General features: G+C 53.7%; 33 protein-coding genes. 32 read left to right on the top strand and 1 reads right to left on the bottom strand.

Annotated elements, in window-relative coordinates; all coding sequences use genetic code 11:
* The first annotated feature begins 46 nt into the window (after window positions 1-46).
* A complete protein-coding gene (locus tag WLZ34_RS03265) occupies window positions 47-2,836 on the top strand; it encodes a DEAD/DEAH box helicase (RefSeq protein WP_434731845.1) in 2,790 nt (929 codons plus the stop codon).
* Here the strand turns inward: WLZ34_RS03265 and WLZ34_RS03260 are convergent.
* Entirely contained in the window at window positions 2,820-4,808 is a 1,989-nt protein-coding gene (locus WLZ34_RS03260) for a phosphoadenosine phosphosulfate reductase family protein (RefSeq protein WP_434731844.1), read from the bottom strand. The two genes, WLZ34_RS03265 and WLZ34_RS03260, sit on opposite strands and share 17 nt — an antisense overlap.
* A gap of 136 nt (window positions 4,809-4,944) precedes the next feature.
* On the opposite strand from WLZ34_RS03260, the gene cedA1 reads away from it, so the two are divergent.
* The 31 genes from cedA1 to secY all read left to right on the top strand — a co-directional run bounded on the left by cedA1 (window position 4,945) and on the right by secY (window position 25,684).
* The gene (cedA1, locus tag WLZ34_RS03255; protein WP_434731843.1) at window positions 4,945-5,208 is read left to right on the top strand and encodes a DNA import protein CedA1; all 264 of its coding nucleotides are present in this window, start codon (window positions 4,945-4,947) and stop codon (window positions 5,206-5,208) included.
* Between the two features lie 8 nt (window positions 5,209-5,216).
* Window positions 5,217-6,578 (top strand): hypothetical protein, encoded by a 1,362-nt coding sequence (locus WLZ34_RS03250; protein ID WP_434731842.1) that lies wholly within the window; start codon window positions 5,217-5,219, stop codon window positions 6,576-6,578.
* Window positions 6,575-6,733 carry a hypothetical protein gene (locus tag WLZ34_RS03245; protein ID WP_434731841.1) on the top strand — a complete coding sequence of 53 codons (159 nt, stop codon included), beginning with the start codon at window positions 6,575-6,577 and terminating at the stop codon, window positions 6,731-6,733. Before WLZ34_RS03250 ends, WLZ34_RS03245 begins: the two co-directional genes overlap by 4 nt.
* A complete protein-coding gene (locus WLZ34_RS03240; protein ID WP_434731840.1) occupies window positions 6,711-8,351 on the top strand; it encodes an ATP-binding protein in 1,641 nt (546 codons plus the stop codon). The genes WLZ34_RS03245 and WLZ34_RS03240 overlap by 23 nt, the downstream gene beginning before the upstream one ends.
* Before the next feature lie 197 nt (window positions 8,352-8,548).
* Window positions 8,549-9,373, top strand: a complete 825-nt coding sequence (locus WLZ34_RS03235) for a putative RNA uridine N3 methyltransferase (protein WP_434731839.1) — start codon at window positions 8,549-8,551, stop codon at window positions 9,371-9,373.
* Between the two features lie 91 nt (window positions 9,374-9,464).
* Complete coding sequence (locus WLZ34_RS03230) at window positions 9,465-10,655, top strand: 50S ribosomal protein L3 (RefSeq protein ID WP_434731838.1); 1,191 nt, start codon at window positions 9,465-9,467, stop codon at window positions 10,653-10,655.
* Between the two features lie 2 nt (window positions 10,656-10,657).
* The gene (gene rpl4p / locus WLZ34_RS03225) at window positions 10,658-11,476 is read left to right on the top strand and encodes a 50S ribosomal protein L4 (protein WP_434731837.1); all 819 of its coding nucleotides are present in this window, start codon (window positions 10,658-10,660) and stop codon (window positions 11,474-11,476) included.
* The gene (locus tag WLZ34_RS03220) at window positions 11,473-11,745 is read left to right on the top strand and encodes a 50S ribosomal protein L23 (protein ID WP_428726784.1); all 273 of its coding nucleotides are present in this window, start codon (window positions 11,473-11,475) and stop codon (window positions 11,743-11,745) included. The genes rpl4p and WLZ34_RS03220 overlap by 4 nt, the downstream gene beginning before the upstream one ends.
* A gap of 10 nt (window positions 11,746-11,755) precedes the next feature.
* The gene (locus WLZ34_RS03215; RefSeq protein WP_434731836.1) at window positions 11,756-12,472 is read left to right on the top strand and encodes a 50S ribosomal protein L2; all 717 of its coding nucleotides are present in this window, start codon (window positions 11,756-11,758) and stop codon (window positions 12,470-12,472) included.
* 61 nt (window positions 12,473-12,533) lie between these two features.
* Window positions 12,534-13,469, top strand: coding sequence for an AAA family ATPase (locus WLZ34_RS03210; RefSeq protein ID WP_434731835.1), 936 nt, complete (start codon window positions 12,534-12,536; stop codon window positions 13,467-13,469).
* Window positions 13,444-15,285: a vWA domain-containing protein gene (locus WLZ34_RS03205; protein WP_434731834.1), complete on the top strand. Its 1,842-nt coding sequence runs from the start codon at window positions 13,444-13,446 to the stop codon at window positions 15,283-15,285. The genes WLZ34_RS03210 and WLZ34_RS03205 overlap by 26 nt, the downstream gene beginning before the upstream one ends.
* Before the next feature lie 62 nt (window positions 15,286-15,347).
* Entirely contained in the window at window positions 15,348-15,764 is a 417-nt protein-coding gene (locus WLZ34_RS03200; protein ID WP_428726813.1) for a 30S ribosomal protein S19, read from the top strand.
* Between the two features lie 9 nt (window positions 15,765-15,773).
* Window positions 15,774-16,247: a 50S ribosomal protein L22 gene (locus WLZ34_RS03195; protein WP_434731833.1), complete on the top strand. Its 474-nt coding sequence runs from the start codon at window positions 15,774-15,776 to the stop codon at window positions 16,245-16,247.
* Between the two features lies 1 nt (window position 16,248).
* Window positions 16,249-16,935: a 30S ribosomal protein S3 gene (locus WLZ34_RS03190; RefSeq protein ID WP_434731832.1), complete on the top strand. Its 687-nt coding sequence runs from the start codon at window positions 16,249-16,251 to the stop codon at window positions 16,933-16,935.
* A complete protein-coding gene (gene rpmC, locus WLZ34_RS03185) occupies window positions 16,922-17,182 on the top strand; it encodes a 50S ribosomal protein L29 (RefSeq protein WP_434731831.1) in 261 nt (86 codons plus the stop codon). The genes WLZ34_RS03190 and rpmC overlap by 14 nt, the downstream gene beginning before the upstream one ends.
* The gene (locus tag WLZ34_RS03180; RefSeq protein WP_434731830.1) at window positions 17,148-17,453 is read left to right on the top strand and encodes a ribonuclease P protein component 1; all 306 of its coding nucleotides are present in this window, start codon (window positions 17,148-17,150) and stop codon (window positions 17,451-17,453) included. The genes rpmC and WLZ34_RS03180 overlap by 35 nt, the downstream gene beginning before the upstream one ends.
* On the top strand, window positions 17,450-17,797 hold the full coding sequence (locus WLZ34_RS03175) for a 30S ribosomal protein S17 (protein WP_434731829.1): 348 nt from the start codon (window positions 17,450-17,452) through the stop codon (window positions 17,795-17,797). The genes WLZ34_RS03180 and WLZ34_RS03175 overlap by 4 nt, the downstream gene beginning before the upstream one ends.
* Before the next feature lies 1 nt (window position 17,798).
* Window positions 17,799-18,227 carry a 50S ribosomal protein L14 gene (locus tag WLZ34_RS03170; protein WP_428726793.1) on the top strand — a complete coding sequence of 143 codons (429 nt, stop codon included), beginning with the start codon at window positions 17,799-17,801 and terminating at the stop codon, window positions 18,225-18,227.
* A 9-nt stretch (window positions 18,228-18,236) separates the two neighbouring features.
* A complete protein-coding gene (gene rplX, locus WLZ34_RS03165; protein WP_434731828.1) occupies window positions 18,237-18,617 on the top strand; it encodes a 50S ribosomal protein L24 in 381 nt (126 codons plus the stop codon).
* Window positions 18,614-19,366 carry a 30S ribosomal protein S4e gene (locus WLZ34_RS03160; RefSeq protein ID WP_434731827.1) on the top strand — a complete coding sequence of 251 codons (753 nt, stop codon included), beginning with the start codon at window positions 18,614-18,616 and terminating at the stop codon, window positions 19,364-19,366. The genes rplX and WLZ34_RS03160 overlap by 4 nt, the downstream gene beginning before the upstream one ends.
* Window positions 19,363-19,929, top strand: a complete 567-nt coding sequence (locus WLZ34_RS03155; RefSeq protein ID WP_434731826.1) for a 50S ribosomal protein L5 — start codon at window positions 19,363-19,365, stop codon at window positions 19,927-19,929. Before WLZ34_RS03160 ends, WLZ34_RS03155 begins: the two co-directional genes overlap by 4 nt.
* A gap of 9 nt (window positions 19,930-19,938) precedes the next feature.
* Complete coding sequence (locus WLZ34_RS03150; RefSeq protein WP_048162899.1) at window positions 19,939-20,103, top strand: 30S ribosomal protein S14; 165 nt, start codon at window positions 19,939-19,941, stop codon at window positions 20,101-20,103.
* A 39-nt stretch (window positions 20,104-20,142) separates the two neighbouring features.
* Entirely contained in the window at window positions 20,143-20,544 is a 402-nt protein-coding gene (locus WLZ34_RS03145) for a 30S ribosomal protein S8 (protein WP_434731825.1), read from the top strand.
* Between the two features lie 9 nt (window positions 20,545-20,553).
* Window positions 20,554-21,117, top strand: a complete 564-nt coding sequence (locus WLZ34_RS03140; RefSeq protein ID WP_434731824.1) for a 50S ribosomal protein L6 — start codon at window positions 20,554-20,556, stop codon at window positions 21,115-21,117.
* Entirely contained in the window at window positions 21,098-21,514 is a 417-nt protein-coding gene (locus tag WLZ34_RS03135; protein WP_428726799.1) for a 50S ribosomal protein L32e, read from the top strand. The genes WLZ34_RS03140 and WLZ34_RS03135 overlap by 20 nt, the downstream gene beginning before the upstream one ends.
* On the top strand, window positions 21,514-21,966 hold the full coding sequence (locus tag WLZ34_RS03130; RefSeq protein WP_434731823.1) for a 50S ribosomal protein L19e: 453 nt from the start codon (window positions 21,514-21,516) through the stop codon (window positions 21,964-21,966). Before WLZ34_RS03135 ends, WLZ34_RS03130 begins: the two co-directional genes overlap by 1 nt.
* A gap of 10 nt (window positions 21,967-21,976) precedes the next feature.
* A complete protein-coding gene (locus WLZ34_RS03125; protein ID WP_428726801.1) occupies window positions 21,977-22,567 on the top strand; it encodes a 50S ribosomal protein L18 in 591 nt (196 codons plus the stop codon).
* Window position 22,568: 1 nt separating this feature from the next.
* Window positions 22,569-23,213, top strand: a complete 645-nt coding sequence (locus WLZ34_RS03120; RefSeq protein WP_428726802.1) for a 30S ribosomal protein S5 — start codon at window positions 22,569-22,571, stop codon at window positions 23,211-23,213.
* Window positions 23,214-23,223: 10 nt separating this feature from the next.
* Window positions 23,224-23,700, top strand: coding sequence for a 50S ribosomal protein L30 (locus WLZ34_RS03115; protein ID WP_434731822.1), 477 nt, complete (start codon window positions 23,224-23,226; stop codon window positions 23,698-23,700).
* A gap of 10 nt (window positions 23,701-23,710) precedes the next feature.
* The gene (locus tag WLZ34_RS03110; protein ID WP_428726804.1) at window positions 23,711-24,157 is read left to right on the top strand and encodes an uL15 family ribosomal protein; all 447 of its coding nucleotides are present in this window, start codon (window positions 23,711-23,713) and stop codon (window positions 24,155-24,157) included.
* A 93-nt stretch (window positions 24,158-24,250) separates the two neighbouring features.
* Window positions 24,251-25,684: a preprotein translocase subunit SecY gene (gene secY, locus WLZ34_RS03105; protein WP_434731821.1), complete on the top strand. Its 1,434-nt coding sequence runs from the start codon at window positions 24,251-24,253 to the stop codon at window positions 25,682-25,684.
* Window positions 25,685-25,705: the final 21 nt, after the last annotated feature.

Below are 25,705 nucleotides of genomic sequence, written 5' to 3'. Positions count from 1 at the left end.
GTTTCCAGATAACTGGTGCCTTTGTGCGCTTATTCCGGGAAAAGGCATGAGTTTGCCTGAATGTTTAAGACGGCTAGGCTATAGGGAGTTTACAAATTTACAAAAAGAGTCTTTTAAAAAGGTAGTTAGAGAGCGGAGCAACGTAATCGTGGTCGCGCCCACGGGCTCGGGAAAGACGGAGGCCGCGGTCATACCGGTCTTCTACATCTTGTCGAGGTTGAACGCGAAGCCCATTTCCTGCGTTTACATTACCCCCCTCCGAGCTCTGAACAGGGATATAGTGAACAGGATTAGTAGGCTGGCCAGGTGTTTTAATGTCACCGTAGCTCTCAGACACGGCGATACGCCGTACAGCGCGAGGAAGGCTATACAAAAGAGCCCTCCACAGGTTCTCGTCACGACCCCGGAGACGTTCACTTATGTCCTATTGAACGAAGAATTATTGAAGCGGCTTTCTAACCTAGGGTTCGTGATACTAGACGAGCTGCACGAGCTCGTCGAGAGCAAGAGAGGGCTCTTGCTACTGACGACCCTATACCTGGTGGTGAACCACCTGCGGATAAGGCCTGTCGTGATAGGGTTGTCGGCTACAGTGAGCAATGAAAACGCCGTCAGCGAACTGATCTCGTCCATTAACAGGCTCCCCACGGAGGTCGTCAAGGACGCAGGTGGTAAAGAACTAGAGATCAGCGTCGAGGTCCCGTCTTGCGACGACAAGTGTAGAGAAGCTGTCAGCGGTACAGTGGACGAGCGTGTTGCCGGGAGAGCGTACTACATTATCAGGAAGATAAACGAGAGCAGGAGCGCCCTGGTCTTCACGAATACGAGGACGATGGCAGAGTACATGAGTAGTCTGCTGAAAAAACTCAGCGAAAGGCTCGGGCTCGACCTCCAGATAAGCGTGCACCACGGGAGCTTGTCGAAGGAACACCGCGAGGAAGTAGAGAGGAGGTTTAGAAGCGGGGAGATAAAGGCTGTAGTTGCGACCTCCAGCCTCGAACTGGGTATCGACATAGGTAGCGTCGACTACGTTATACAGTACTTGTCCCCAAGGCAAGTAACGAGGCTTGTGCAGAGAATCGGGAGGAGCGGGCACAGGCTGGGGGGCGTTGCTAAAGGGAGCATCGTGTCGACCAGCAACCTGCTTCATTACCTAGAGTCGGCCGTGATAGCTAGGAGGGCTATAGCGGGGGAGCTGGAGAAGGAGACTATACACGACTCTCCTCTAGACGTGCTGTCCTACTCCATCGCCGTGTACACGTTAATCAACCCCCACGGTGTAGATGTCAACAGGCTGTACGCTAGTATTGCTCAAATGGCACTATACAAAAACCTCTCCTTCCAGGACTTCATGGACGTCGTGTCTTACCTTGATTACAGTAGGATAGTGAAACTGGAGTCAGGAGTCCTGAAGCCTACTCGGAAGACGAGGCTACACGTCTACAAGACCTCTATGATACCCTCGACTAGAGAGATAACAGTTGTAGACGTAGCCAGCAGTAACAGGGTCGGGAGTCTAGACGAAGACTACGTGATTTTAAACGTTCAACAAGGGGACTACCTCGTTCTAGCGGGGAGTGTTTGGAGAGTAGTTTCATATGCCGAGAGCGAGGGGCGGCTGTACGTTGAAAGAGCAGAAGCCCCGTCCGAAGAGGCCGTCATACCGTCTTGGGAAGGGGAGAACATACCCGTAGAGTACAAGGTGGCCCGGGAAGTAGGCAGCGTGGTGAGGAGGCTTAAAGAGGGCCGAGTAGAGGCCGTGAGAAGAGAGTACGAGCTGAAGATCGATGCCGCGACAAGGGGGCTAGACCTCTTTGGGGACGACAAGACTATCGTTGTAGACTACGTCAGGCCCCTGAGGGCCATCGTCATAAACGTCTTCGGAGGCTCAAAAGTGAACTCGATGCTTAAAGACCTGCTCCACTACTACGTCAAGAGGATCTACCCGTTGGGGAGCATCAAGACGTACTCTACACCTTACGCTATCGTGTTGCGGGCTTCCAACGTAGACCCCGAGTTACTACGTGAAAACGTGGTCAAGTTCTTCAACTCGCTTGACAAATTTGTTGAAGAGAGCTTTTTGCTAAGCGCTGCACGGGAGAGTAAGACCCTCCTCTGGCGGATATACCAGGTAGCTCAAAGGTTTGGCGCCATATCCCCTGAAGCTGAGAGAGTTAGCAACACCATGTTACAGGCCTTCGTAGACACGGTAATAGGCAGAGAGGCGTTCAAGGAGGTGCTGACCAGAGACTACGACATTACCTCGGCTAGGGAGCTCGCGAGGCTCGTCGCGACGGGTGTTGTCAAGGTAGTGGATAGAGTCTCGGAAACCCTCAACGACTTCCACAAGGAGGTACTGGAGTACATAGAGGTTCCACTGGTCAGAGGGCTGGTCTTCGACCAGGAGGCGTACCTTGCGAAACTCCTCTCGCGTAAGGTAACACTACTCTGCCTCAGTTGCGGGTACCACGAGTCCGGTAGCGTGGCGGACTTCTTGAAGTGGAGCGAGTTCGGGTGCCCAAAGTGTGGGAGAGCCACTCTCACACTCGTCAAGGGGCACGACATATCTAACGAGCTCGAGATTGTTAAGAAACTCAAGAATAAGCTGAAACTGACAGACGAAGAAAACAAGACTCTCGACGAGCTGAGCAAAAGGGCCGTCCTGCTCTATAGGTTCAAGAGGGACGCGCTGCTGGCGCTGTCCGCGAGGGGGGTGGGGTCGGTAGAGGCTGCCAGAATACTAAACAACGTTATGAGAGGCAGAGACCTAGTCCAGGAGATCTACGAGAGCGAGAAGAAGTTCCTCATGGTGAAAGAGTTCATAAAGCGGGACTGACCCTGTTACCCCATAGCCTGTACATTCTTGTGAACACCTGGATTACTTCTGCCCCATGCCTTCTCGAGCTGCGCTTAAACGCCTTCGGATTACCCAGTATAAGCGGGATGACCACTTTCTCGACTAGCTGGTCAGCCAGCGGGCACGTGTCAATACATAGCTTACAGGAGGGACACGGCACGCGCGGTAACGGGCCTTTGGGGGTCATTTTAACCCTGTTAAGCGGGCACCATAGTACGCAGCTAGCACACTTGGCACAAGACCTTGTTCGGTAAGTCACCTTCAAGACGTCTGCTAGGTCTTCCACGTTCTCGTCTTTGTCGAAGGGCTCTACCTTAAGAGTGTTGCGGGCGATCTTAATGCGCGTATTCTTGGTCTCCACGAGTATAGAGTCGCCCTCCCTCCAGACCTTGAACGAGAGCATTCTAATGTTCTCGGCGAATGTTTGCTGCGCCTCGTCTTCCACCACGTTGTCGTTAAACGTTACTTCGAGCGAATTGCCACCCCTCTTCACGTGTAGTGGTGCGAGCCGAGCCTCGCTACTGAGAAGCCTCAGAGTGTACTCTTTTCTCCAGTCTAGGGCGTAGCCGGGTATTCTCCTGGCAACCCTCTTCTTAGCTGCTGCCGGCGTAAGCCACCTCCACAAACCGTACTTGACCCACTCCGGAGGCTGGTTCAGCCTCTCTCTCCAGTGCTCTAGGACGCTGAGCCACCTCTCCCACAAGCAGGGGTAGTGAGTTGACACGTCCTTGAACTCGGCCAGGTAACTAGAGGGGCAGAGGTAGCAGCCTAGCCTGTCGAACCCTGTATCGTACAGCCTGTTGTATGGGAGCTTGTTGGCGTAGATGTATAGCCAGACCGAGAGCTGGCTCCAGTCCTGTATGGGCGTGGTAGAGACCACGTGGGGTATCCACCTGTTCCTCCACACTACGGGACTCTTCGCCCTGTCCAGGGACTCGTACGCCCTCTGCCCCACTATATTGAGCGCTCCACTAGGCCACTTCGCTCTACTAGTCTTTGCTATAGGCACCAGTTTGATTATCTTGCAGCACCACCGGTAGTCTTTCCCGGGCGGCCCAAAGGTTTCAACGGCTGTCCAGAAGAAGTTGCCAGCGGACGCTGTGACCAAGTCGAGGCTGTAAGCTTTAGAAACCTCCTCGACGTTCTTGAGAGTCTCCGGTAGCTCGATGCCCGTATCGTTGAACAGCATGTCAACACCTCCAAAGGCCTTGACAGCGAGATGGAGGCTGACGAGGCTGTCTTTACCGCCGGAATAAGAGACTACGGGCTTGTAGTTGTATTTCTCGCGGACTTTTAGGAGGTGCCTGATAGCCCTTCCTTCCAGCGTCAGAAGACCCTCCATATTCTTCTTTACCACGTCTTGGAGAGTGCTCGGTCTTCTACTCGTCTCCACAGGCGGCCTGTAGTCGTGGAATGTCTTAGTTACGACGAGCTTACCCCCGACGTTCTCGGCTACAGCCCTGATCCTACCCTTGTAGTCAAGTACGACGAGGCTTTGCTGGCTTGAAGAGGGCGGGTTTATTGCCATACCAGTATAGAAGTACTTGGAGTCGACCTTGACGTGGTCTACTAGCCCCTTGTCCAGCGCCTCGTAAGCCCCGTGGTAGCTCAGCCTGAACTTCCAAGTGTCGGCAAAGGGGTCGAAGTAGAGCTGGCCCCATACGTTACCCGAGGACGCCACCTCCCACATGAGGTCCCAGTGAGGCACCTTGTTGAATAACACCACTCTATTCTCAAAGAGTTCCCTGAACAGTTTATCGCTACCGAACCCCCTTACGATGCTCTCTCTAAGTCTCTGGTAGTCCCCCGGCCTTGCCGGCCTCGCATCGCCTGGCTCGGTGAGCCTTAGAACGTAGTACAGGTCGATCTCGTCCTGTCTGGGCTGTATTATGGGTATGTCGTCGTAGGGGTCCCAGTACACCTTCGCTACCTTCGGCCAGGTTCTCGGCATACAGCTCAGTCTCGTGGCCGGTGATTAGAGATTCATAGATAGTGTTCAGTCTTACCCCCTCTAATATAGCATCCCTGGACAACACTTTCGCCTCAGTCTCATCGTTGTTAGGGCGACGCCTTGGACGGGTTTGGTCATGGGGTTAGTAGAGTTCGTTAGAGACATAACAGCTCAGGTTGTTGTAGTAGCCTGGGCTCTCTTCTTCTTGTCTTGGGTCGTAGGTTGGGCTCTTAAAGGTCTCCCCATACCGCTCACGAGAGTCAAGAAGATAGGTGAGAGGATACTGGAGGACGGCGTTTGGGCTGCTTTTTGGCTAGCTGTGGGTAGTAGCGTGTTCGCGCTCGTGTCGTACATAGCATCCTCGGTGTACCAGCCCCTACCCCCACCGCCCAGCCCGTAGGTGTTTAAATGGACCTACTGTACCTAGCATACTACCTCTCGGTATTGACGTACTTCATAGGCGCCGCGTTGAAGGGCCTGCCACTACCGCTGGCCTCCGTCAAGAAGGTCGGGCAAAGGCTCATGGTTGACGGGGTGTTCTCGGCTTTCATGGTCTTTAGCTACAAGGCGCTTGTCTTCAGTATCTCCTACTTCAGCTCGGTCATCGGAGCAGACTGGAGGTTGTTAAACGAGTGGTATATCGCGGAGTCGGCCTCGTTGATGTCCCTCTTCGTGCTGCTGAAGACCATAGGCTTCCTGTACAGTAAGGTGGGACTAGGGTTCTTAGCCTCGGGCCTAATATCCCCCATGGTTAGCCTACTCGTAGACGTCCTCGTCACGATCACCGTCTTCTACCTGGCTGTAAAGGCGATATATCTCACGGCTAAGACGATGATCGCCGCCGGCATTCTACTATACTCTATACCTTTTAGGCTGACGAGGCCGGCAGGAGCCGTACTCATATCCCTCCCGATAGTATTCACGGTCGGCGCCCCGCTCCTCCCAAACTTCGTTGCGATGTTCTCGACCTTCAACCCGCCAGACAGCTTTGTCCAGGCTCAGCCAGCGTACATAAGACTGCTCGACTACCTAAACCAGCCTATCGCTTACTACGTCGTAAACGCGAGCGACGCTAACGGCAACCAGCTCTACATGTACTTGAGCGATTCGAGCGGCCTCGTCAACGCTACCTCCATGGAGAGGTGGATCCCCCCGGGATACCAGAGGCTCGACTTCTTGATGCCGGGCTCGAAGTACTCCGAAGAGGCTAACGTCACTAGTAGCGGGGGCGTAGTGAATCTGACCTACCGGGTTCCAAACATTATAAAAATAGACGTGAACACTCTCGTCTACTACAATACAGACGAGGCAGTCGTGGAGTCTGTTGATAGGTCGAACAACACCTTCACCACGCTATTCAACGTCTTGTACAGTACTAAGATCTACCTCGTTTACGAGTCGTCTAGTACATTAATTGTGTGGCTCGACAACACCACTGCTCAGGGTTACACTGTTTCATTCGACTGGTTCAACGTCGGTTTCAAGGCACTAGTGTTAAGTCTCCACCCAGGACTACACAATCTCACCATACAAGTGATCAACGCAGCGGCGTCTAGGCCTAACGTAAGCGAGGTGTACTACTTCGAGAAGGTCGCCGAGAGCGGTTCAACCCTCTCCCTGGCCATCGGCCTTGTCTCTATAAAGTTCTTCACTCTCTTAGTCCTACCCGTTGTGTACATATTTGTGCTCGTGACAGCCACCCTTGGTTTGGCCAGGATACTCGGCGGGGTCGAGGCTAGGATATCCAGGCTACTGGTGCTAGGGCCTTGAGGAGGCTAGAAGGCGCCCTAGTGATAATGACCCTCCTAGTCCTTCTCATGAGCCTGTTAGAGGAGCCTGCCCCCTCCAGTCTACTGGTCTCTCTAGGCGTGGCGATACTCGTCACCTTGCTGGTGTCTATCCTTGGTAAGACTGAGAGGAATTAGAGGCCTGTTCAACAGGCAGTCTAATAACCAGGAGGTACGTGTTGACCCGCCAGACGTGTACTTAGTCAGCAGAGACAAGGTCGTCGGGTTCAGGTATATAGTAGCGGACGAAATGGACTTCGACGTGAGGGGCTTGAGCCCATCAAGGCTTTACGACAATGTCGAGAGGCTGGCCTCAGTCATCGACAAGCTACCCCACGGCAGCGAGGTAAAGCTGGTTAAGACGCAGCTCGACCTGTCCTCGTACGCCAGAAAAATCGAGAACGAGATGGCCAACTTGAGAGCGTCGTTGGAGTTGACGAGCGAGCCGCACATAAAGGCGAGGCTCGAGACTAGGTTGGAGACTCTCAGCGAACTCTACAGGCTGATCGTGGAGGGTAGACCTCTCTTAAGGCTGTCTTTCGTGGTGAAGATACGCGTGGAGGCGAAGTCGGTCGAGGAGGCTAGGCAAATACTGTCCTACCACTCCTCCATGGTATCGAACATCCTCCGCTCGAGCCTGGGTCTGAAAGTCAGGGAGGCTAAGAGAGAGGTCGAGAAAATACTAGCGTACGAGGCCGGGTTGTCGAGCGAGCTGGGTATACGAACGTTTGTTGGGCCGATGAGCGCCGCCGCCCCCGTACTCCCCATACCGGCCGTCAAGAGACCCAAGCTAGACTACGACAACGCCGTGGTTCTCGGAGTAGAAATCGAGGAGAACACCCCGGTGCTCGTGCCTACCGAGTTGCTTACTAAACACATGCTAGTCATCGGTCCTACGGGACGAGGCAAGACGACACTCTTGGCCAACCTGCTCCAGGTATTCGCCTCCCTGGGGACCGGCATCTTCCTTGGAGTGGACTTCAAGGGAGACCTGGCCTCGTACCTAGAGGGGGGAATCGCTAAGGTAGTCGAGCCCAGGGAGTACCCTCTCTCTATTAGGAGCCTGGTTAGTGGGGGTCTAGAGGTCAAGAGCCTTATAACCGATATCTTGTCCTCGTCGCTACAAGTACCGAGGGACAGCCTCGTCGAGTCGGTGGAGTACGTCTACTCTCTCTTGACAGACGACCATTTAGAGGGCGGCGTCAGGGCGGACGTTCTGCCGCTAATGGAGTTACTTAGGGGCGATGCGTCCACCAGTAACCTACGCGAGTTGATCCTGGGCGACAACGTCCTTGTAAATCTGGGTGGGTACGGCTACGCGTACCAAACAGCTTACGGTCTTTCACTCTTGTACCTAGCCAAGGACGCGATCTTTAAGAGAAGCACAAGCGAGCCGAGACTGCTCGTCGTCGACGAAGCGTGGAGGGTGAGCAGGTCTAGGCTCGTAGTAGAACTGTTCAAGGAGGGGAGGAGTAGAAGGGTAGGCGTAGTTCTATCCACTCAGAACCCCGGGGATATCCCCAGGGAGGTCTTCGAGAACGCTCACTTATTAGTAGTCTTTGGGTCGCCCAACGAGAAGTACGCTCGTACAGTCGCGGAACTCCTCGGGCTAGAGTACGACGCCCTGTTTAAGAAGCTCGGCCGGCTCGGCGTCGGCGAAGCAGTGCTTCTAAATACCCTAGACCCTCATCCAGTAGTATTTAAGGTCAGAAACCCGGTGAAGAAAAACAGTGGTGATGAGCGGCGAGCATCCTGAGTAGTGATGTGTGCGGTCGTATCTGATGGTAAAAGAGTTTAATAGGAGACTCTACTTGTCTCTCTAGCTTGGGTGATATAGGTGGGAGGTAAGCAGAGGACTACCATATTTATGACTAAGGAGAAGAAGTCGTCGAGCGAGAAGAAGCCCAAGCCCGAGGAGAAACCTGAGAAGGGTAAAGAGAAGGGTAAGTAGGTTTGGGGAATGCTGTTCACGTCGCTCTTCCTTCAAGCGTTTTAACAGTAGAGCCCCCTGGGCTGCCTAGGCTTCTCAAAGCCTATCAGATACTGAGGTACTCCTCGATATTCGGCGTGGAGAAGGCGGTTTTCTTCAGAGACTTCTCGACCAGTGAAAGGGATCACGGGGCTGCGAGGGCCTTCATAGAGAAGGCCTGGAACTACTACAAGACGCCCCCTTATCTGAGGAGGAAACTAGTCCCGCTCGACAGAGACCTGAGAGGCGTGGGGATACTGCCGCCTCTTAGGTTGGAGTCCTTTCACGTCTCCAAGAGACCGTATACAGGGCAGGTGAGACCCGCACTAGTAAAGCGTTTAGCGGACGGCTGTTTTGCCGACATAGGGGTCGGAGAGGACTTTTATGTCGAAGGAGAGTGTAGAGAGGGAGTTCGGCAGGTGAGAGTAGTAGACCCGATTAAAAAAATAGTGGAGTTGGCGGAGACGAAACTCTACACGGGTCCGGAGGCCGCTTTCAAAAACTCCCTGAGGGAAGTGCTAGAGGAGTACGCTGGAAAGAGCTTTCTACTCGCTACCGACAGGAGAGGACGGGTACCATCCCTAGTGGCCGATGCGAAGAGATTGTCGGGTAAAAAAGTCGTAGTCCTATTCGGGTCTCCGAGCCACGACCTCTTCGAAATGTCTGTGGCCGAAGGCTTCAACCTGAGGATGTTCGTTGACGACGTGTGGAACACGATACCTGGCCAGAAAGTTGTTACCGTGAGAACAGAGGAGGCTCTAGTCATAACCCTTGGAATAGTCAATATGCTTCTGGTCTCGACCACGTGACGCGTAGAGGGCTGTCCCGACTCAGCTCGCTTGGAGGTCATCTTTAAAACCTTGTCTAAGTGTTTACATTGAGTAGCCTGGGGTATGCTTAATGGGTCATAGAAAACTAGAAGCGCCGAGACACGGGAGCATCGGCGTAAGGCCGAGGAAGAGGGCTAGCGAGCTGACAGTACGCGTGAGGACCTGGCCAGCCAAGACATGGATCGAGCTACTCGAGGAGAGGTACGGGAGCGAAGTCGAGAAACTCAACGTCGTTAAAAGGCCCACGCTACTAGCGTTCCCTGTATACAAGGCCGGTATGACGCATGCTATGGTAGTAGAGGACAGGCCCCACACGCCTTTAACAGGCAAACCCGTCTTTACACCTGTCACGGCACTGGACGCCCCGCCTATAGTGGTTTTAGGTCTGAGGACATACGCCTCCGAGAACGGCTCTTTGAAGACCCTTGGAGAGGCGTGGAGAAGCCCTGTTAACGCCGTTGTCGAGGTCTTCGAGAAGTTTTACAAGGACAACCCGTTCTTCAAGGACGCGGCAGCCAAGGACGTTGTGAGAAAGTACCTCTCCGGCTTGAGGAAGGTCAACCACGGCCTCGTTAAACCGGACCCGAGTGGTGAATACGGGTTTAAGTTTATCGAGACGGACTACGAGAGCAGGTTGAAACAAATCTTGACGGGTGACGTGAAGGCCGTTAGCCTGGTCGTTTCGACCATACCGGTTCTCTCGGGGATCGGCAAGAAGAAGCCCGAGATCTTCGAGATCAGAGTAGGGGGTGGGAAGATCGACGAGATAACCTCGTACGCCGAGAAGGTGACTGGAGGGTACGTGAGCGTCACAGACGTCTTCATTGAGGGCCAGCTCGTCGACGTTATAGGTGTAACCAAGGGGAAGGGCTTCCAGGGCGTTGTAAAGAGGTTTGGTGTGAAGGAGCTGCCCCGGTGGCACAAGCACAGAAAGGGTAGTAGAAAGATTGGTGCCAGGAGTCCGGGCTTCGGCACGATGAGCGAGCCGCCTCAAGCAGGCCAAATGGGGTTCCACAGGAGGACGGAGTTGAATAAGCGTATTCTAAAGATCGGCTCGAGCGGTCTCGAGATAGTGCCAAAGGGCGGGTTCCTACACTACGGCCTGATCTACGGCCCATACATATTGATCGATGGCAGCGTCATAGGGACTGTTAAGAGGGTCTTGCTGCTCAGACACCCAGTTAGGCCGCCTGCTGGCTGGATACCTTTAACACCCCCGCAAATAACATACATGAGCCTTGAAAGCAAGCAGGGTGTGTAGCTGTGACCTGGCAGCTACTAGTCAGGGTCTCCTCGCCGGAGAGAAAAAAGGTGGGCGTGCTAGACGAGAACGCCAACAAAGTAGGCGAAATAGAGCTGCCTCCAGTATTCAACGTCCCTATTAGAGCAGACCTGGTCAGGAGGGCTTTCCTGGCAGCCTTCACAGCGAGGCTGCAACCCAAGGGTAGAGACCCTCTAGCAGGCAAGAGAACCACTGCCTACAGCTGGGGTGTAGGGTACGGTTTAGCGAGAGTGCCTAGAAACCCCAACGGGAGAGCGAGGTTTGTTGTTAGCGCTAGAGGTGGGCGCGCAGCCTTCCCGCCGACCCCTGATAGGGTTCTGAGAGAGGAGATCAACAAGAAGGAGAAGGCTCTCGCTCTCGCAAGCGCTTTGGCGGCGACAAGCAATATCGAGCTTGTCAGGAGAAGAGGGCACGTATTCAGTGCGAACCAGCTACCAGTTGTTCTAGCCGATAGTGTCGAAGACTCCGTTGACTCGACTCAAAAAGCCAGAGAGCTGCTGGTCAAGCTCGGTCTATGGAGCGATGTGGAGAGGAGCCGGGGCGGGACCGGGATAAGGGCTGGTAAAGGGAAGATGAGGGGTAGAAGGTATGTGGAGCCCAAGAGCATCCTATTCGTCGTGTCTAGTACCGAGAAGCTGCTTGCTAAGGCTGTAAGGAACTTGCCTGGAGTCGACGTCACCACGCCCAAAGACCTAAGCGTCCTCCACCTCGCCCCTGGTGGCGTGCCGGGAAGACTCACCGTCTTCACGAAGAGCGCTCTCGAGGAGATAGGAAGGCGGTTCGAGGTGATACCCCTGTGAGCGAGCAGGACAGGTTGGCTAAAGTCATCATCAGGCCCGTCCACAGCGAGAAGGCCTTGACGCTCATAGACAAGAACAATACACTAGTATTCATAGTCGAGAGAACCGCTAATAAGACTCTCATAAAAGAGGCCGTTGAGAGGCTCTTCAACGTCAAGGTAGTCAAGGTTAATACGGTGATCACGCCTAGAGGTGAAAAGAAGGCTTACGTCAAATTGGCTAGCGAGTACAAGGCCAGCGATGTGGCCACTCAACTAGGCTTACTGTGAGGTGGTTTGTATGGGTAAGAGGATACTCCCCCAGAGAATGGGTAGGGGCTCGCCTACATTCAGGAGTCCGGGACACTTACGCGTCGCCCCTGCCAAGTATCCCCAACTACCCGTAGACAAGACCGTTAGAGGGAAAGTCGTGGACCTGGTTCACGACCCCGGCAGGTGGGTGCCGCTCGCTAGGGTAGTACTAGAGACAGGCGAAGAATTCTATATGCCAGCAGTAGAGGGGATGTACGTAGGGCAGGCGATCGAGGTAGGCCCCGAGGCCAAGATCGAGAACGGTAACATCCTACCGGTAGGGAGGATACCCGAGGGTACTCAGGTCGCCAACGTGGAGAAAAACCCCGGTGACGGAGGGAGGTATGCTAGGGCTGGCGGGACGTATGCTGTGGTGGTTGGGAGGTCGGGGAACAGGACGCAGATCCAGCTGCCCAGCGGGCGCGTAGTCGAGGTGCCTAACGAGGCTAGGGCCACTATAGGCGTGGTAGCTGGAGGAGGTAGGGTCGAGAAGCCGCTCTTGAAGGCTGGTGCTTCCTACTACAAGTGGAAGGCAAAGGCTCACAAGTGGCCCAGGGTGCGCGGTCTCGCGATGAACCCCGTTTCCCACCCCCATGGAGGCGGCAGGCACGTAGGTAGGCCTACAACGGTTGCCAGGAACACCCCGCCCGGTAGGAAGGTCGGTCATATAGCGGCGAGAAGGACTGGGAGAAGAAAGGGTAAATAACCTTTTTACACAATGCTGTTCTGGAAAAAGAGCTCACACCTGCTCATAGGTCTCGGTCGAGATGGCAGTTGGCGGCGATAAAGTCACCGACCCGATAGTAAGTAAAGTCCGCGAGATCTACTCCCAGACTATCCGGAAGTACCCAGTGATAAGAAACCCGCCCGATATTATCAGGTATCTTAGGGAGCACTTCAAGCTCATTGTTAAACCTTATATAGTGTATATAACAGTGGCGGCGTTCTTAAACAACAGACCCGTCCTGTTCGAGGGGCCGCCGGGTACTGGGAAAACAGAAATAGGCGAAGCGATTTTAAGCCTCTGGAGCGGCAAGTCGGCGTTCATCCTGCCCTGCAGCGAAAACTACGACGAGTACCGTGTCATAGGGGACTTTCACCCCGCAATGGCGATGAGTAAGGGCTTCAACGAGGAGAGCTTTATACCGAGACCTTTACTAGCAGCCATGATACTCGGCACGGGGGTCTTAATAGACGACATAAGGAGGAGTAGCGAAGAGTTCCAGAACCTCTTGCTGGATATAATAGATAAGAGGAGGATCGTAATCCCGGAGCTGAAGCGGGTTTACTACCAGAGGGATGACGGCTTTCAGATCATTCTCACGAGCAACCCCTACGACATAGCACAGGGCGAGCTGAGCGACGCCTTCCTGAGGCGGGTCGTCAGGGTGGAGTTCAGGTACCCGACCCTCGAGGAGGAGTTCGAGGTGATAAAGTTGAGGCTAGGAGACCTGGTTAATAGGCTAGAGCCCAAGCTGATCGAGGAGGCTCTTCAAATCGTCAGGACCCTTCGCCAGAAAGCCGTGTACAAGCCGGGTATTTCAGATAGCGTCATGTGGCTTACGCTGGCTTCTCTACTCGCAGAGGCGCGGGGGCTGGAAAAGGCCGGTAGAAACGAGTTGGCTGAGGCAGGCAGGGCAGTACTGCTCAAGAACGTCGAGGACGAGGCGTTGTTGAATGAGCTACTACCAACACGTGAGTGACGAGTTCAGGAGCCTAGTAGACAAGGTGCTCGACGAAGTATACGAGAGGGCTAAGAGTGCGGGGAGAATCCCTACAGGGCGGCTCGAGGACTTAGCAAGGATAAGGTTGACGCTCGAGCTCCTAAACTACGAGGCGGGCACGGTAAAGAGCGAGGTAATCGAGGAGTTCTACAAGTCCAACCTTGCGAAGCGAGAGCCAACAGGCTACGGGGGCTGGCTCTATAAACCGGGTAAAGAAAGTGTTCACAAAGTCCTGTCCAACAAGGGTAAGAGACTGAGGCTAAGCGACGTCATCAGGGAGGGCACCGCTGAGGAGGTTCTTAACTACGTGTGGCTCAGGGCGAACAAAGCTCTTTACAGAGACAAGAGCGGTAAGCTCGTCATAGACAAGAGCAAGGCTCATAGAGCCGTTGTGGAGGAGAGACCGATATCGGCTAGGGACGTACTTAAGTACCTGAAAGAGGTTCCGAGCAGGTACTGGGCCGGTGTAATAACGAGCGAGCTGCTCACGTCGTTGGACTACGACCAGGTCGAAGAGCTTGTAAGAAGTTATTACGGTCACAGTAAGACGGTGGACAAGAGAATCCTAGACTTCGTGCTAACAAAAGCGGGCGGGACCAGCGGCGGGGGCGATAAATTAGGCGTCGTACTGGGTCTGTCGAAAAGGCTCGGTAAGCAGACGTCTAACAAGGTTAGGTCGCTAGTAGACGAGCTTGTGTCTACAACCGACTTGAGAGACATAGAGAAGCAGCCCCTCGCTGAGAGGTGGGCCGTCGTCTCTAGCCTCTACAGGGATAGCAGGCTCAGGAGCAGGATGTCTCCGCTATCACCACTATCTCTAGCGGGGTTGACGAGCGTAGAGAAACTGGATGACACCGCAAGGAACAAGGCCCTGCTCGGCAAGGCTCTTAGACACTACTTAAACTACGTAGTGACCGGTGACCAGGCCGAGAGACAAGCCGCCTTGTACTACGCAGGAAGGGTGGAGCCCGCTGCCCTTGAGCCACAACACAGAGCGATCCTAGAGAAGATACTGAGCGACGACCAGAGGCTTCTGCTTCACCTGGTCTCGAAGGTCTATCCGGACGACACCTTGGAGCTGGTCTCGATGAAATTGTCGGATGTTTTCTCGACGAGAGGCCTCGACTACGTTGTACTAGAAAGGGCGATAAAGCTGAGCTACCGGGTCTTCGAGAGGGCGCGACGCGGTGTACCGGTCGGGGGCAGAAAAGTCAGGTCCGCCAGGGGGAGACTCGATGTAAGGTCAACGTTGTTCAACTACACTAGGTTCAACTACAGGATGGTGTTCGAGGACTTGCCGAGAAAAAGGAGCATAACGGCCGTCGTAGACGTCAGTGGGAGTATGCTCAGGTACAGTATGTGGACGCTGGTAGCGCTGGCTAGCGTGATAGAGCTTGTAGACAAGGTAGTCTTGTTCTGGGACAGAACCGAGGTCGTGAGACCTCCTGTGAAGAAGACAAGGCCCCTCATCTACAGGTTCCTTGAAAGAGTCTACACGCAGAGGTTCAAGGGGTATACGAATATCAGCCAGGCTATTAGAGTAACGGTGAGTAGTCGACCTGGAAGGCTGGTCGTTCTCGTGTCCGATCTTCAGCAGACCGTGAGAGACGTAGACCCCTGGCTAGAAGTGCAGAGCCTGATCGATAGAGGCATTAGAGTGGTCGTGGTCGCGCCGCCGAGACACAATAGGGATGTCTTGAGGAGGTTCGAGAGTATAGGTTGCGAGACGGTAATCGTTAAAAATCCCAGCAAGATACCCATTTACCTTAAAAAGAGGTTAAACATTAAAATCTAGACGCAGGCATATCAGGATCGAGTGCTTACAGGTGTGTTAGCGTGGCTTTGGACTTGAAAGAGATGCCGCCCGAGTGGAAGAAGTTCAGGTACAGGGGGAAGACCCTCGAGGAGCTGCTGTCTATGCCGATGGACGAGCTGATCGAGCTGTTGCCAGCCAGGGCTAGGAGGAGCCTGAAGAGGGGGTTCACGAAGGCCCAGATCAGATTGCTCGCGAAGATAAGGAAGATCAGACAGAACCCCGACCTCGCGAAGAAAGCCGTCATAAAAACCCATGTGAGGGACATGATCGTGCTACCCGAGATGGTGGGGTTGACGATTGCCGTTTACAACGGGAAAGAGTTCGCCCCGGTGAAGGTAACCCCCGAGATGATAGGGCACTACCTTGGCGAGTTCAGCCCGACGACCAAGAAGGTCGTCCACGGAGAGCCGGGTCTCAAGGCGACCCGGAGCAGTATGTTCGTAGCCCTGAAGACGTAGGGTGGTCGAATGCCGACTTGGCACTACTCACTACAGTTGAGAGACGAGTCGAAAATTGCAAAGGCTGTAAGGTACGACATACCGGTCTCTATAAAGTACATGAGAGAAGTCGTCTCAGTCATCAGGGGGATGAAACTAGAAGACGCCAAGAAACTCCTGGAAAACGTCGTTAAACTAAAAGAGCCGATCCCGTTCAGGAGGTACCACGGCAAAGTCAGCCATAGGAGAGGGCTAGCCGACAAGTACGGTTGGCCAGCCGGCAGGTACCCGGTCAAGGCGGCAAAGTTCCTTCTCGAACTCCTCGAGAACGTGGAGGCAAACGCCGAAAACAAGGGGTTGGACAAGGACAAGCTGGTCATAATACACATAGCAGCACACAAAGGGGTCACGCTGAAGAGGTACATGCCTAGGGCTTTTGGTAGGGCGACTCCCAAGTTCCGTAGAACAACGAATGTGGAGGTCGTAGTTAGAGAGGCGAGCTGACATGGTGGGCTCGAGGGTAAAACAGTATTTCATAAACCTTGGGCTTAAGAAGACGATGATCGACCAGTTTCTAGCGAGCTACTTCGTTGACGCGGGCTACGCAGGTGTAGAGCTCTTCAAGACCCCTACAGGGCACAGGGTTGTGATATACGCTGAGTACCCGGGGAGGCTGATCGGTAGGGGAGGCTCGGTGATCAGGAAGCTCACAGCGATCTTCCAGACGAGGTTCGGGCTGGAAAACGTAAACATCACGGTTTCCCCAGTGACGGACGCAGACCTGAATGCCAGGGTCGTAGCGTTCCGCATAGTCAGAGCCCTCGAGAAAGAGATACCGTACAGAAGAGTTATGATGGCCATGCTAAAGAGGATTATGGACGCGGGAGCACTCGGGGCCGAGATCGTGATCAGTGGTAAGCTCAGAGGCGAGAGAGCGACGTACGAGAAGATGAGAACCGGGAAAATTTACAAGGCGGGAGACCTAGTCGACTACATAGTGGACAGGGCTGTCGCCAAGACTCTACTAAAGCCTGGTATATTCGGTGTTGAGGTTATCATCGTCAAACCGTCTATGCCGTTACCGGACCAGGTCGAGCTGAAACAGCTGAAACCCGAGGAGTTGCAGGAACTAGTGCAGCCCCAGGCCAAAGAGGGGGCACCAGTAGGGGGTGGTAGTAGTGAAGGCCAGTGAGATAAGGAAAATGCCGCCCGAGGAGAGAGTCAGGAAACTCGTAGAGCTCAGGATGGAGCTGGTCAAGCTGAAAATGCAGTCGCGGGTTGGGACTCTCACCAATACTAGTAGAATTAGGAACATCAAGAGGGACATTGCCAGAATCCTCACGGTCATGAGAGAGGAAGCCTTGAGAAAGAGCTCTGTAGAGGCGGTCACTAGAGAGGGGACTAGTGAAGGTAGTCAAGCGGTTGAGAATAAGCAGTAAGAACATTCTTTTCCACGAGATAATAGGCCTAAGAGTGAGGATCCTATCCTATACAGACACAAACCTCAACGGGCTCGAAGGAGTAGTGATAGACGAGACCCTGAAAACTCTCCTCATAGAGACCGCAGAGGGCAGAAGGATCAGGGTTTTTAAACCGAGCGGTGTATTTGAATTTAAGCTCCCGCACGGCGAGGTAGTGGTTATAAAGGGGGATTTAATTTTAGGTAGACCAGCTGAAAGGCTTAAGAGGTTGAAGAGGCGGTTAAAGTGAGCGCTGTGCAGGCCCGGGACGTGGGTATAAGGGGCGTGGAGCCACCCAGCGAGACTTGTAATGACCCTAAGTGTCCGTGGCACGGTCACCTGAAGGTCCGCGGCGTTATTTTGACTGGCGTTGTTAAGAGCGCGAAGATGCAGAAGACTGTTGTTGTAAGGCACGACTACTTGTACTACGACCCAAAATACAAGAGGTACGAGAGGAGGCATAAACACATCCACGCGCACCTACCACCCTGTATCAAAGTCAGAGAAGGGGATGTTGTAGTCATCGGCGAGACAAGGCCTTTAGCCAAGAGCGTGTCTTTCGTAGTCCTAGGCGTCGTGAAGAGAGGTGGTTGAAATGGGCGCGAAGAGAGCAGTAGCGGGGAAGCCCGCCTTCTCCAGGCGGAAGGTGAACACTGGTCTCCAGGTCGGGTCGAGAGTCGTTGTGACCGATAACAGTGGTGGGAAAGAGGCGATGATCATAGGAGTGCCAGGGTATAAGGGTAGGCTGAGAAGAGTGCCGCCAGCTGGAGTAGGAGACCTAGTAGTAGTGACCGTGAAGAAGGGGAGTCCGAGCGTCAGGAAGCAGGTCTTCAAGGCCATTGTAGTCAGGCAGAAAAGACCCTACCGAAGACCGAGCGGCGTGTGGGTGGCTTTCGAGGACAACGCCGTGGTCCTGTTAACACCCGAGGGGACCCCGAAAGGTAGCGAAATTAGAGGCCCAGTTGCTAGGGAGGCAGCGGAGAGGTGGCCTCAGATAGCGAACCTTGCGACGATGATAGTCTAGGTGGTATGAATGGCCTTAACCAGGTCTAAGAAGCCCTCTAAACAGCGAAAAGCCCTCTACAACGCGCCCCTCCACTTGAGGCACAAGTTCATGACAGCTAAACTTAGCGACGAGTTGGCGGAGAAGTACGGGGTTAAAAGGCTGCCCGTACGTAAGGGGGACACCGTTAAGATCCTAAGGGGTGACTGGAGAGGTCACGAGGGTAAAGTGGTCGAAGTCGACCTAAATAGGGGGCGCATCTTTGTCGAGGGTGTTCAAGTTAAGAAGGCAGACGGTACGCTGGTGTACTACCCTATACACCCCAGCAAGGTCATCATCACTAAACTAGACCTGAGCGACAAGTATAGGATGAGGATCATAGAGCGACGGAAGGGGGGTGAGAGCAAGTGACAGTCTCTAGGCACTTAAAAGCCCTCGCGGCACCCTACTACTGGTCTATCCTGAGGAAAGAGCACAAGTGGACGGTAAAGCCCTCCCCAGGTCCACACCCCATCGAGTACTCGCTACCCCTACTAATAGTCGTCAGGAACGTCTTAGGCTACGCCGAGACGGCGAGAGAGGCTCGGAGACTTATCTCCGAGGGGCACTTCGAGATCGACGGGCGCGTTGTCCGGGACTACAAGTTCCCGGTAGGATTCATGGACGTCCTCCGCATTAAAACGACCGACGAGTACTACAGGGTGGTACCAGTCCCCACGAAAGTGATAGGCTTCGTGAAGATCCCCAAGGAAGAAGCAACGTTCAAGTTGTGCCGGATACGGAACAAGACCACCGTGAAAGGCGGCCACATACAGTTGAACCTACACGACGGTAGAAACGTGTTGATCAGGGTGAACGACCCGAGAAACCCGGTAGAGGACGTCTACGAGACGCTCGGAACAGTCCAGCTGTCTCTAGCAGACAACAAGATCGTGGACTACATTCCACTCGCTGAGAATAACCTGGTAATAATATCGGGTGGAAGGAACGTAGGGCGGGTCGGCCTACTGAAAAAGGTACATAGAGGTATGGGTGTGAAGAGGAGTGTAGCCGTCATTGAAGACAGAATCGGGAACTTGTTCCAGACTAGCCTGAACTACGTCTTCGTAATAGGTAGAGACAAGCCACTAATAACGCTTCCCGAGGCGGTGTGGAAATGAGCACCGAGCTCGCCATAGACGAAGACAAGATCTTGTCAAAGTGGAACAGTAATCCCATGCTCAAGCCAAGGATAGTCAAAGTAACCGTCAACATCTCGGTAGGCTCGGAGACCGAGAGACTAGGTAAGGCCATAAAGGTTCTCGAGGAGCTGACGGGAGCCAAGCCCGTGCCCCGGAGGGCAAAGAGGACCATCAGGGACTTCGGTATCAGGAAGGGAGAGAACATAGCGGCGATCGTCACGTTACGGGGAGAGGAGGCCTTGGACTTTCTTAGAAAGGCATTCGAGGCTGTAGGGTACAGGTTGAAGGAGTCCAGCTTCGACGACTACGGTAACGTTTGCTTCGGGGTCAAAGAGCACATCCACATACCCGGCGTGAAGTACGACCCGGAGGTGGGCATCTTCGGAATGGACGTCTGTATCACTATTGAGAGACCGGGTTACAGGGTCATGAGGAGGAAAAGATCTAGAAAACGGAGAGTACCCAGGAGGCACAGGGTCTCGAAAGAGGAGGCAATAGTCTTGCTTAAGCGCGAGCTCGGAGTCGAAATAGTCCCAGAGTAGGTGGTGGCGGTGGGGAAGTACAGGCCGCCTAAGGAGAGGAGCTACGGTAAGGGGAGTAGAAGGTGCCAGAGGTGCGGGGCGAGAGACGCTGTGATACAGGCCTACGGCCTCTACTTGTGCAGGCAGTGCTTCAGAGAACTAGCCTACTCGATAGGGTTCAAAAAGTATGGTTAAATAAGTCTTTTAACCCGATATAATGGAGAGGTGTTGCTTATGGTGATGATGGACACGCTCGCTAACGCCCTCGCGGCGATACAGAACGCGTCGATGAGGTCGAAGAGCGAAGTGCTCATCATGCCAGCCTCTAAGCTCATACTCAACGTCTTGAAAGTCCTCCAGAGGGAAGGGTATATTGGCGAGTTCGAGTACATCGACGACGGGAGATGGGGTAAAATAAAGGTACAGCTACTTGGCAGGATTAACAAGATCGGTGTCATAAAGCCGAGGTACAGTGTGACCTACAGGGAGCTATCAGAATTCCCAGACTGGTTGAAGAGGTACCTCCCGGCGTACAACATAGGTATCTTGATAGTGAGCACGTCGAAGGGGGTCATGAGCCACAGGGAGGCGGTAGAGAAACACGTTGGCGGCGTACTACTAGCGTACGTCTACTAGGTGGTGGCAATGGTAAAAATGATACACTACAGCTCGACCGTTGAAGTGCCGGAAGGGGTAAGCGTCCAGGTAGACGGGATGAGGGTCAAGGTAAGGGGTCCTCTCGGCGAGCTGGAGAGAGATTTTAGCCACGCGAGGGGTATTGTCATCAGAGTTGAGGACAACAAAGTAGTCGTAGAAGGCTTTTACTTGGACAGGAAGAAAAAGGCGCTCGTCGGTACAATCGCGGCGCATATCAGCAACATGATCACAGGTGTCACAAAGGGCTTCACGTATAAGCTGAAGATAATCTACTCGCACTTCCCGATCACTGTACAGGTAGACGAGAAAAACCGCGTTGTCAGGATAAAGAACTTCCTCGGCGAGAAGGCCGACAGAACTGCTAAAATCTACGGCGAGAAGGTGAAAGTAAAGGTGTCGGGCGAAGACGTAATAGTTACAGGTATAGACATAGAGGAGGTTGGACAGACAGCAGCTAATATAGAAAGGGCTACTAGGGTCAGGGACTTAGACCGGAGGATATTTGCTGACGGGATCTACATATACGAGCGGGGTGTGGGGATTGAAAAGTAGAATAGAGCGCTTACTCGAGTTGAGAGGGAAGATCAAGGAGAAGAAGCCAGAGTTCCTCAGGTATCTGTGGTGGAAGAAACCGAAGTTCGAGAACGACCTCAAGTGGCGGAGACCTAAGGGTATCGATAACAAGGTCAGGAGGAAGTTGAAGGGGTACCCGCCGCTGGTGTCGGTGGGTTACGGTGGTCCAGCTGAGGTAAGGGGGTACCATCCATCGGGGTTAGTACCAGTGACTGTTTCGAATGTAGACGAGATCGATAAACTAGATCCTTCGAAGAACATCATATATATTAGCGCGGCTACGGGATTGAAGAAGAAGATTGAGATATACAGAGCGGCGGTGGCAAAAGGCTTTAAGGTAGCAAACCCGCCCGCGCTAGCTGAGGGGGTGCGGTAATGGTGGACTTAAGCCTCCAGAAAAGGCTTGCCTCGGAAATACTGGGTGTAGGGGTCTCGAGAGTCAGGGTCGACCCCGCTAGAGTAGAGGATGTAGCCGACGCCATCACTAGAGAGGAGATCAAGAGGCTCATCAAAGACGGGGCCGTATACGCAGAGCCCGCTCACGGGAACACGGGTTACAGCAGTAAAGTTAGGCGTGAACAGAGGAGGAAGGGCAGGAGAAGGGGGCACGGTAAGAGGAAAGGGGTCAGAACTGCGAGGACCGACGAGAAGGAGGTCTGGATGAGCAAGATTAGGAAGATCAGAAAGTATCTACGGTTTCTCAGAGACAACAAGATCATAGACAGGAAGACGTACAGGAGGCTCTACAGGCTTGCTAAGGGTGGTTTCTTCAAGTCCTTCAACTCCCTCAGAACGTATCTGATTGAGCACGGGTACTTGAGGCAGTAGGGTGTTCAACATGGCAAGGGGGCCTAGGTATAAAGTTCCGAGGAGAAGGAGGAGAGAGGGTAAAACGAACTACTACAAGAGGTACAAGATGGTCTTATCGGGTAGGCCGAGGTTCATCGTGAGAAAGACCCTAAACTACATATGGGTGCAGGTGGCAGTGGCCAGACCCGAGGGCGACCACATAATAGCGGCAGCTCACTCGTACGAGCTAGTGAAGAAGTACGGCTGGAAGGGTGGTACGGCGAACACGCCGTCCGCTTACCTGACTGGTCTGCTGGCCGGCTTTAGAGCCTTAAAGAAAGGCATTAAAGAGGCAATTCTGGATATAGGGCTTCACTCGCCGACGAAAGGTGGTATAGTGTTTGCGGCGGCTAAAGGGGGCATAGACGCTGGCCTGCAGATCCCGGTGGGCGAGGGGATGTTCCCCAGCGAGGAGAGGATTAAGGGCGAGCATATAGCGTCGTGGTCCAAGATCCTCAGGGAGAAAGGGCTTTTAGAGAGGTACTTCTCAAGGTATTTAGCTAGGGGTCTTAACCCGGAGGAGTTGCCTCAACACTTCGAGGAGGTAAGGAAGAAGATAGTTGTAGAGTACGGTGGTTGATATGAGTATGAGTGCTGTGGATAAAGGGGCCTTGGAGAAGTGGGTTCCGAGGACGAAAGTCGGTAAGATGGTACTAGAAGGCAAGATCACATCTCTTAAGGAGATATTCGACAAGAACCTACCACTACTAGAGCCGGAGATAGTCGACTACCTCTTACCAAATCTCAAGTACGAGAGGATAGACGCGGGCCTCGTACAGAAGATGACCGACGCCGGTAGGAGGACTAGGTTCAGGGTTGTGGTAGTAGTGGGTAACGAGGACGGCTTTGTCGGGGTCGGACTAGGCAAAGCCAAACAGTACGTGGAAGCGCTGAACAAAGCGATAAGGGACGCCAAGTTGAACATCACCCCTGTCAAGAGGGGTTGCGGTAGCTGGGAGTGCAGGTGTGGAGAGCCGCACAGCGTTCCGTTCACGGTCGTCGGGAAGAGTGGCAGCGTCAGGATCGTGATTAAGCCTGCCCCTAAGGGTACAGGTCTAGTCGCTGGAGAAGTTGCCAAAGTCGTGTTGAGACTCGCGGGCATAAGGGACGCCTGGACAGAGACCTTCGGCGAGACGAGGACGTCGGTCAACTTCGCCAAGGCGACTCTAAACGCTCTCAAGAACACCTACAAGTTTGTTACGCCGCTCGACTGGCTGAGAGGCTAGGGGTTGGGCGATGCCGGTGCTCTACGCGATTATCAGGGTTAGAGGTGTTCCAGACACCCCGCCCGACGTCGAGCACACGCTAAAGTTGCTGAGGCTGAGGAAGAAGTACCACATGGTAATATACCCAAAGGACCTGCCGGGCCTCGAGGGAATGTTGAGGGTAGTAAAGGACTGGGTAACCTGGGGCGAGATTGACGAGGAAACGCTCGCGCAAGTCTTGGAGAAGAGGGGTAGGGTCGTAGGCGGCTCTAAGCTAACCTCTGAGCTGCTGAAGAAGTACTTCAACGCAGGCAGCTACGAGGAGATGGCGAGGAAGATTTTCACGGGCGAGGTTCTCCTTCACAAACAGGAGGTCATAAAACCCGTTTTCAGGCTGCACCCACCGAGAGGCGGGTTTAAGGGTAGTATTAAAAAGCCCGTTGGAGATCATGGCGAAATAGGTTACCGCGGGCCCGCGATCAACGAGTTGATCAAAAGAATGCTGTGAGGTGTTGGAGATGGCGGTTAGGAGGAGGAAGAAGAGCAGGAAGCTACGGGGTAGGACGCGCTCCATGGGGTGGGGTAGGGTAGGGCAGCACAGGAAGAGCGGTTCGCGAGGCGGCTTCGGCGCGGTTGGGATGCACAAGCACAAATGGGTCTGGATGTTGAAGTACGCTCCTGACTGGTATGGGAAACACGGCTTTGTCAACCCGACGAGTAAGACGGAAGACATCCGCGAGATCAACGTGGGGTTGCTAGACGAGATAGCAGAAAAACTAGTTAGGGAGGGCAAGGCCGTCGTCGAAGGAGACCTGGTAGTCATCGACGTTACTAAACTCGGGTTTAACAAAGTGACAGGCTCAGGGAAAGTCACCAGGAGAATGAAGATCATCGCAGAGTACGTAACAGAGAACGCTAAGAAGAAAGTAGAGGAAGCCGGTGGGCTGGTTCAACTCCTCGAGTGACGTTAACGTTCTCAACGGATAAGTTTTAATAAGCTACTTGATATGTCTAACCCAGATAGCCTAGTTTACGCCAGTAACCCGCTGGTGTCCACGATGGGAGCCTTGGACGTAATGGCGAGGATAGCAGACTATTTGCCTGCTGCTAAGAAGCCGGATAGGAAGCCGTCCTTGTACGAAAGGTTGTTCTGGACCGCTATGGCGCTAATAGTATACCTAATACTCGCTAACACCCCGCTGTACGGTATCCCAATCCAGCCGGCCTCGCAACAACAGATACTGTTAATACAGGTGATCTTTGCGTCTAATAGGGGAACCCTAATGGAGCTAGGTATAGGCCCGATCGTGACCGCGGGCCTGATAATGCAGATCCTGGCCGGAGCTAAGCTGGTCGACCTCGACCTTACAGACCCAGAGGATAGGAAGAAGTTTACCTCAGCCCAGAAGACGCTGGCGATTATATTGGCCGTCTTCGAGGCCGCGATGTACGTCTTGTCGTGTAGGTATTGGGTAGTCACGGGGCCCAACCCGTTCACTGCGTGTACTGCCTCGTGGTCTACTAGGTTGATAGTGGGGCTCCAGATCTTCGCGGGAGCTTACATCGCGATACTCCTCGACGAGATGATACAGAAGGGGTGGGGTATAGGGTCGGGTGTCAGCCTCTTCATCCTGTCCGGTGTAGCAACTATAATCTTCTGGAACATATTCAGCCCAGTCGTGATAAACGGCACAGCCGTGGGGTTGATACCCTACATCATCCAGGCTCTCTCCACTGGTAGTAGCCTGTCGAGTATAATGATAAGACCCGGCGGGAGGGACCTGGTCGGTCTCATAGCTACGATCGTTGTCGCGGTACTCGTGATCTACTTAAGCAACATGAGGGTTAACATCCCCATTACAACGCCGAGACTTCAGTCAATAAAAACTCGGATACCCCTACAATTCCTTTACGTCTCGAACATCCCTGTCCTGTTTGTGGGTATATTGTACGCGGACATTCTAGTATTCGCGTCGCTGTTCAGGACTTACGGGGGAGGCTTGATACCCCAGTGGCTAGTTAACACACTCGCTACGTACGACCAAAACGGCAACCTAGTCGGCGGGATCGCGTACTACCTGAACTCCCCGCTGGGAGTGTACAGTGCCTATGCCGACCCCGTTAAGACCGTTGTCTACATCGTGGTGCTCGTACTGCTATCAATAGTGTTCGGCTACATGTGGGTAGAGGTCTCCGGGCTAAACGCGACCGCTCAAGCCCAACAGCTAGTAGACAGCGGGATGGAAGTCCCCGGCATGAGGAGGAACCCCAAGGTCTTGGAGAAGATGCTCGACAAATACATAACACCTCTCACAGTGTTGTCCAGTATTATAGTGGGTGTTATAGCAGCGCTATCCGACGTGCTTGGCGTCTACGGCGGCGGAATGGGCCTCTTACTGGCAATCGGTATCGTACAGCAGTACTACATGATGATAGCGTACGAGAGGGCGCTCGAGGCGTACCCGTTACTGAAGAGAATCATAGGGGAGTAGAAGGATTTATTAGACTCCGAG

It is taken from the genome of Thermogladius sp. KZ2Tp1 (genome assembly GCF_051131135.1).
GTDB lineage: Archaea > Thermoproteota > Thermoprotei_A > Sulfolobales > Desulfurococcaceae > Thermogladius.
The sequence above is the reverse complement of the archived record's forward strand: the minus strand, read 5'-3'. Positions and strand labels throughout refer to the sequence as shown.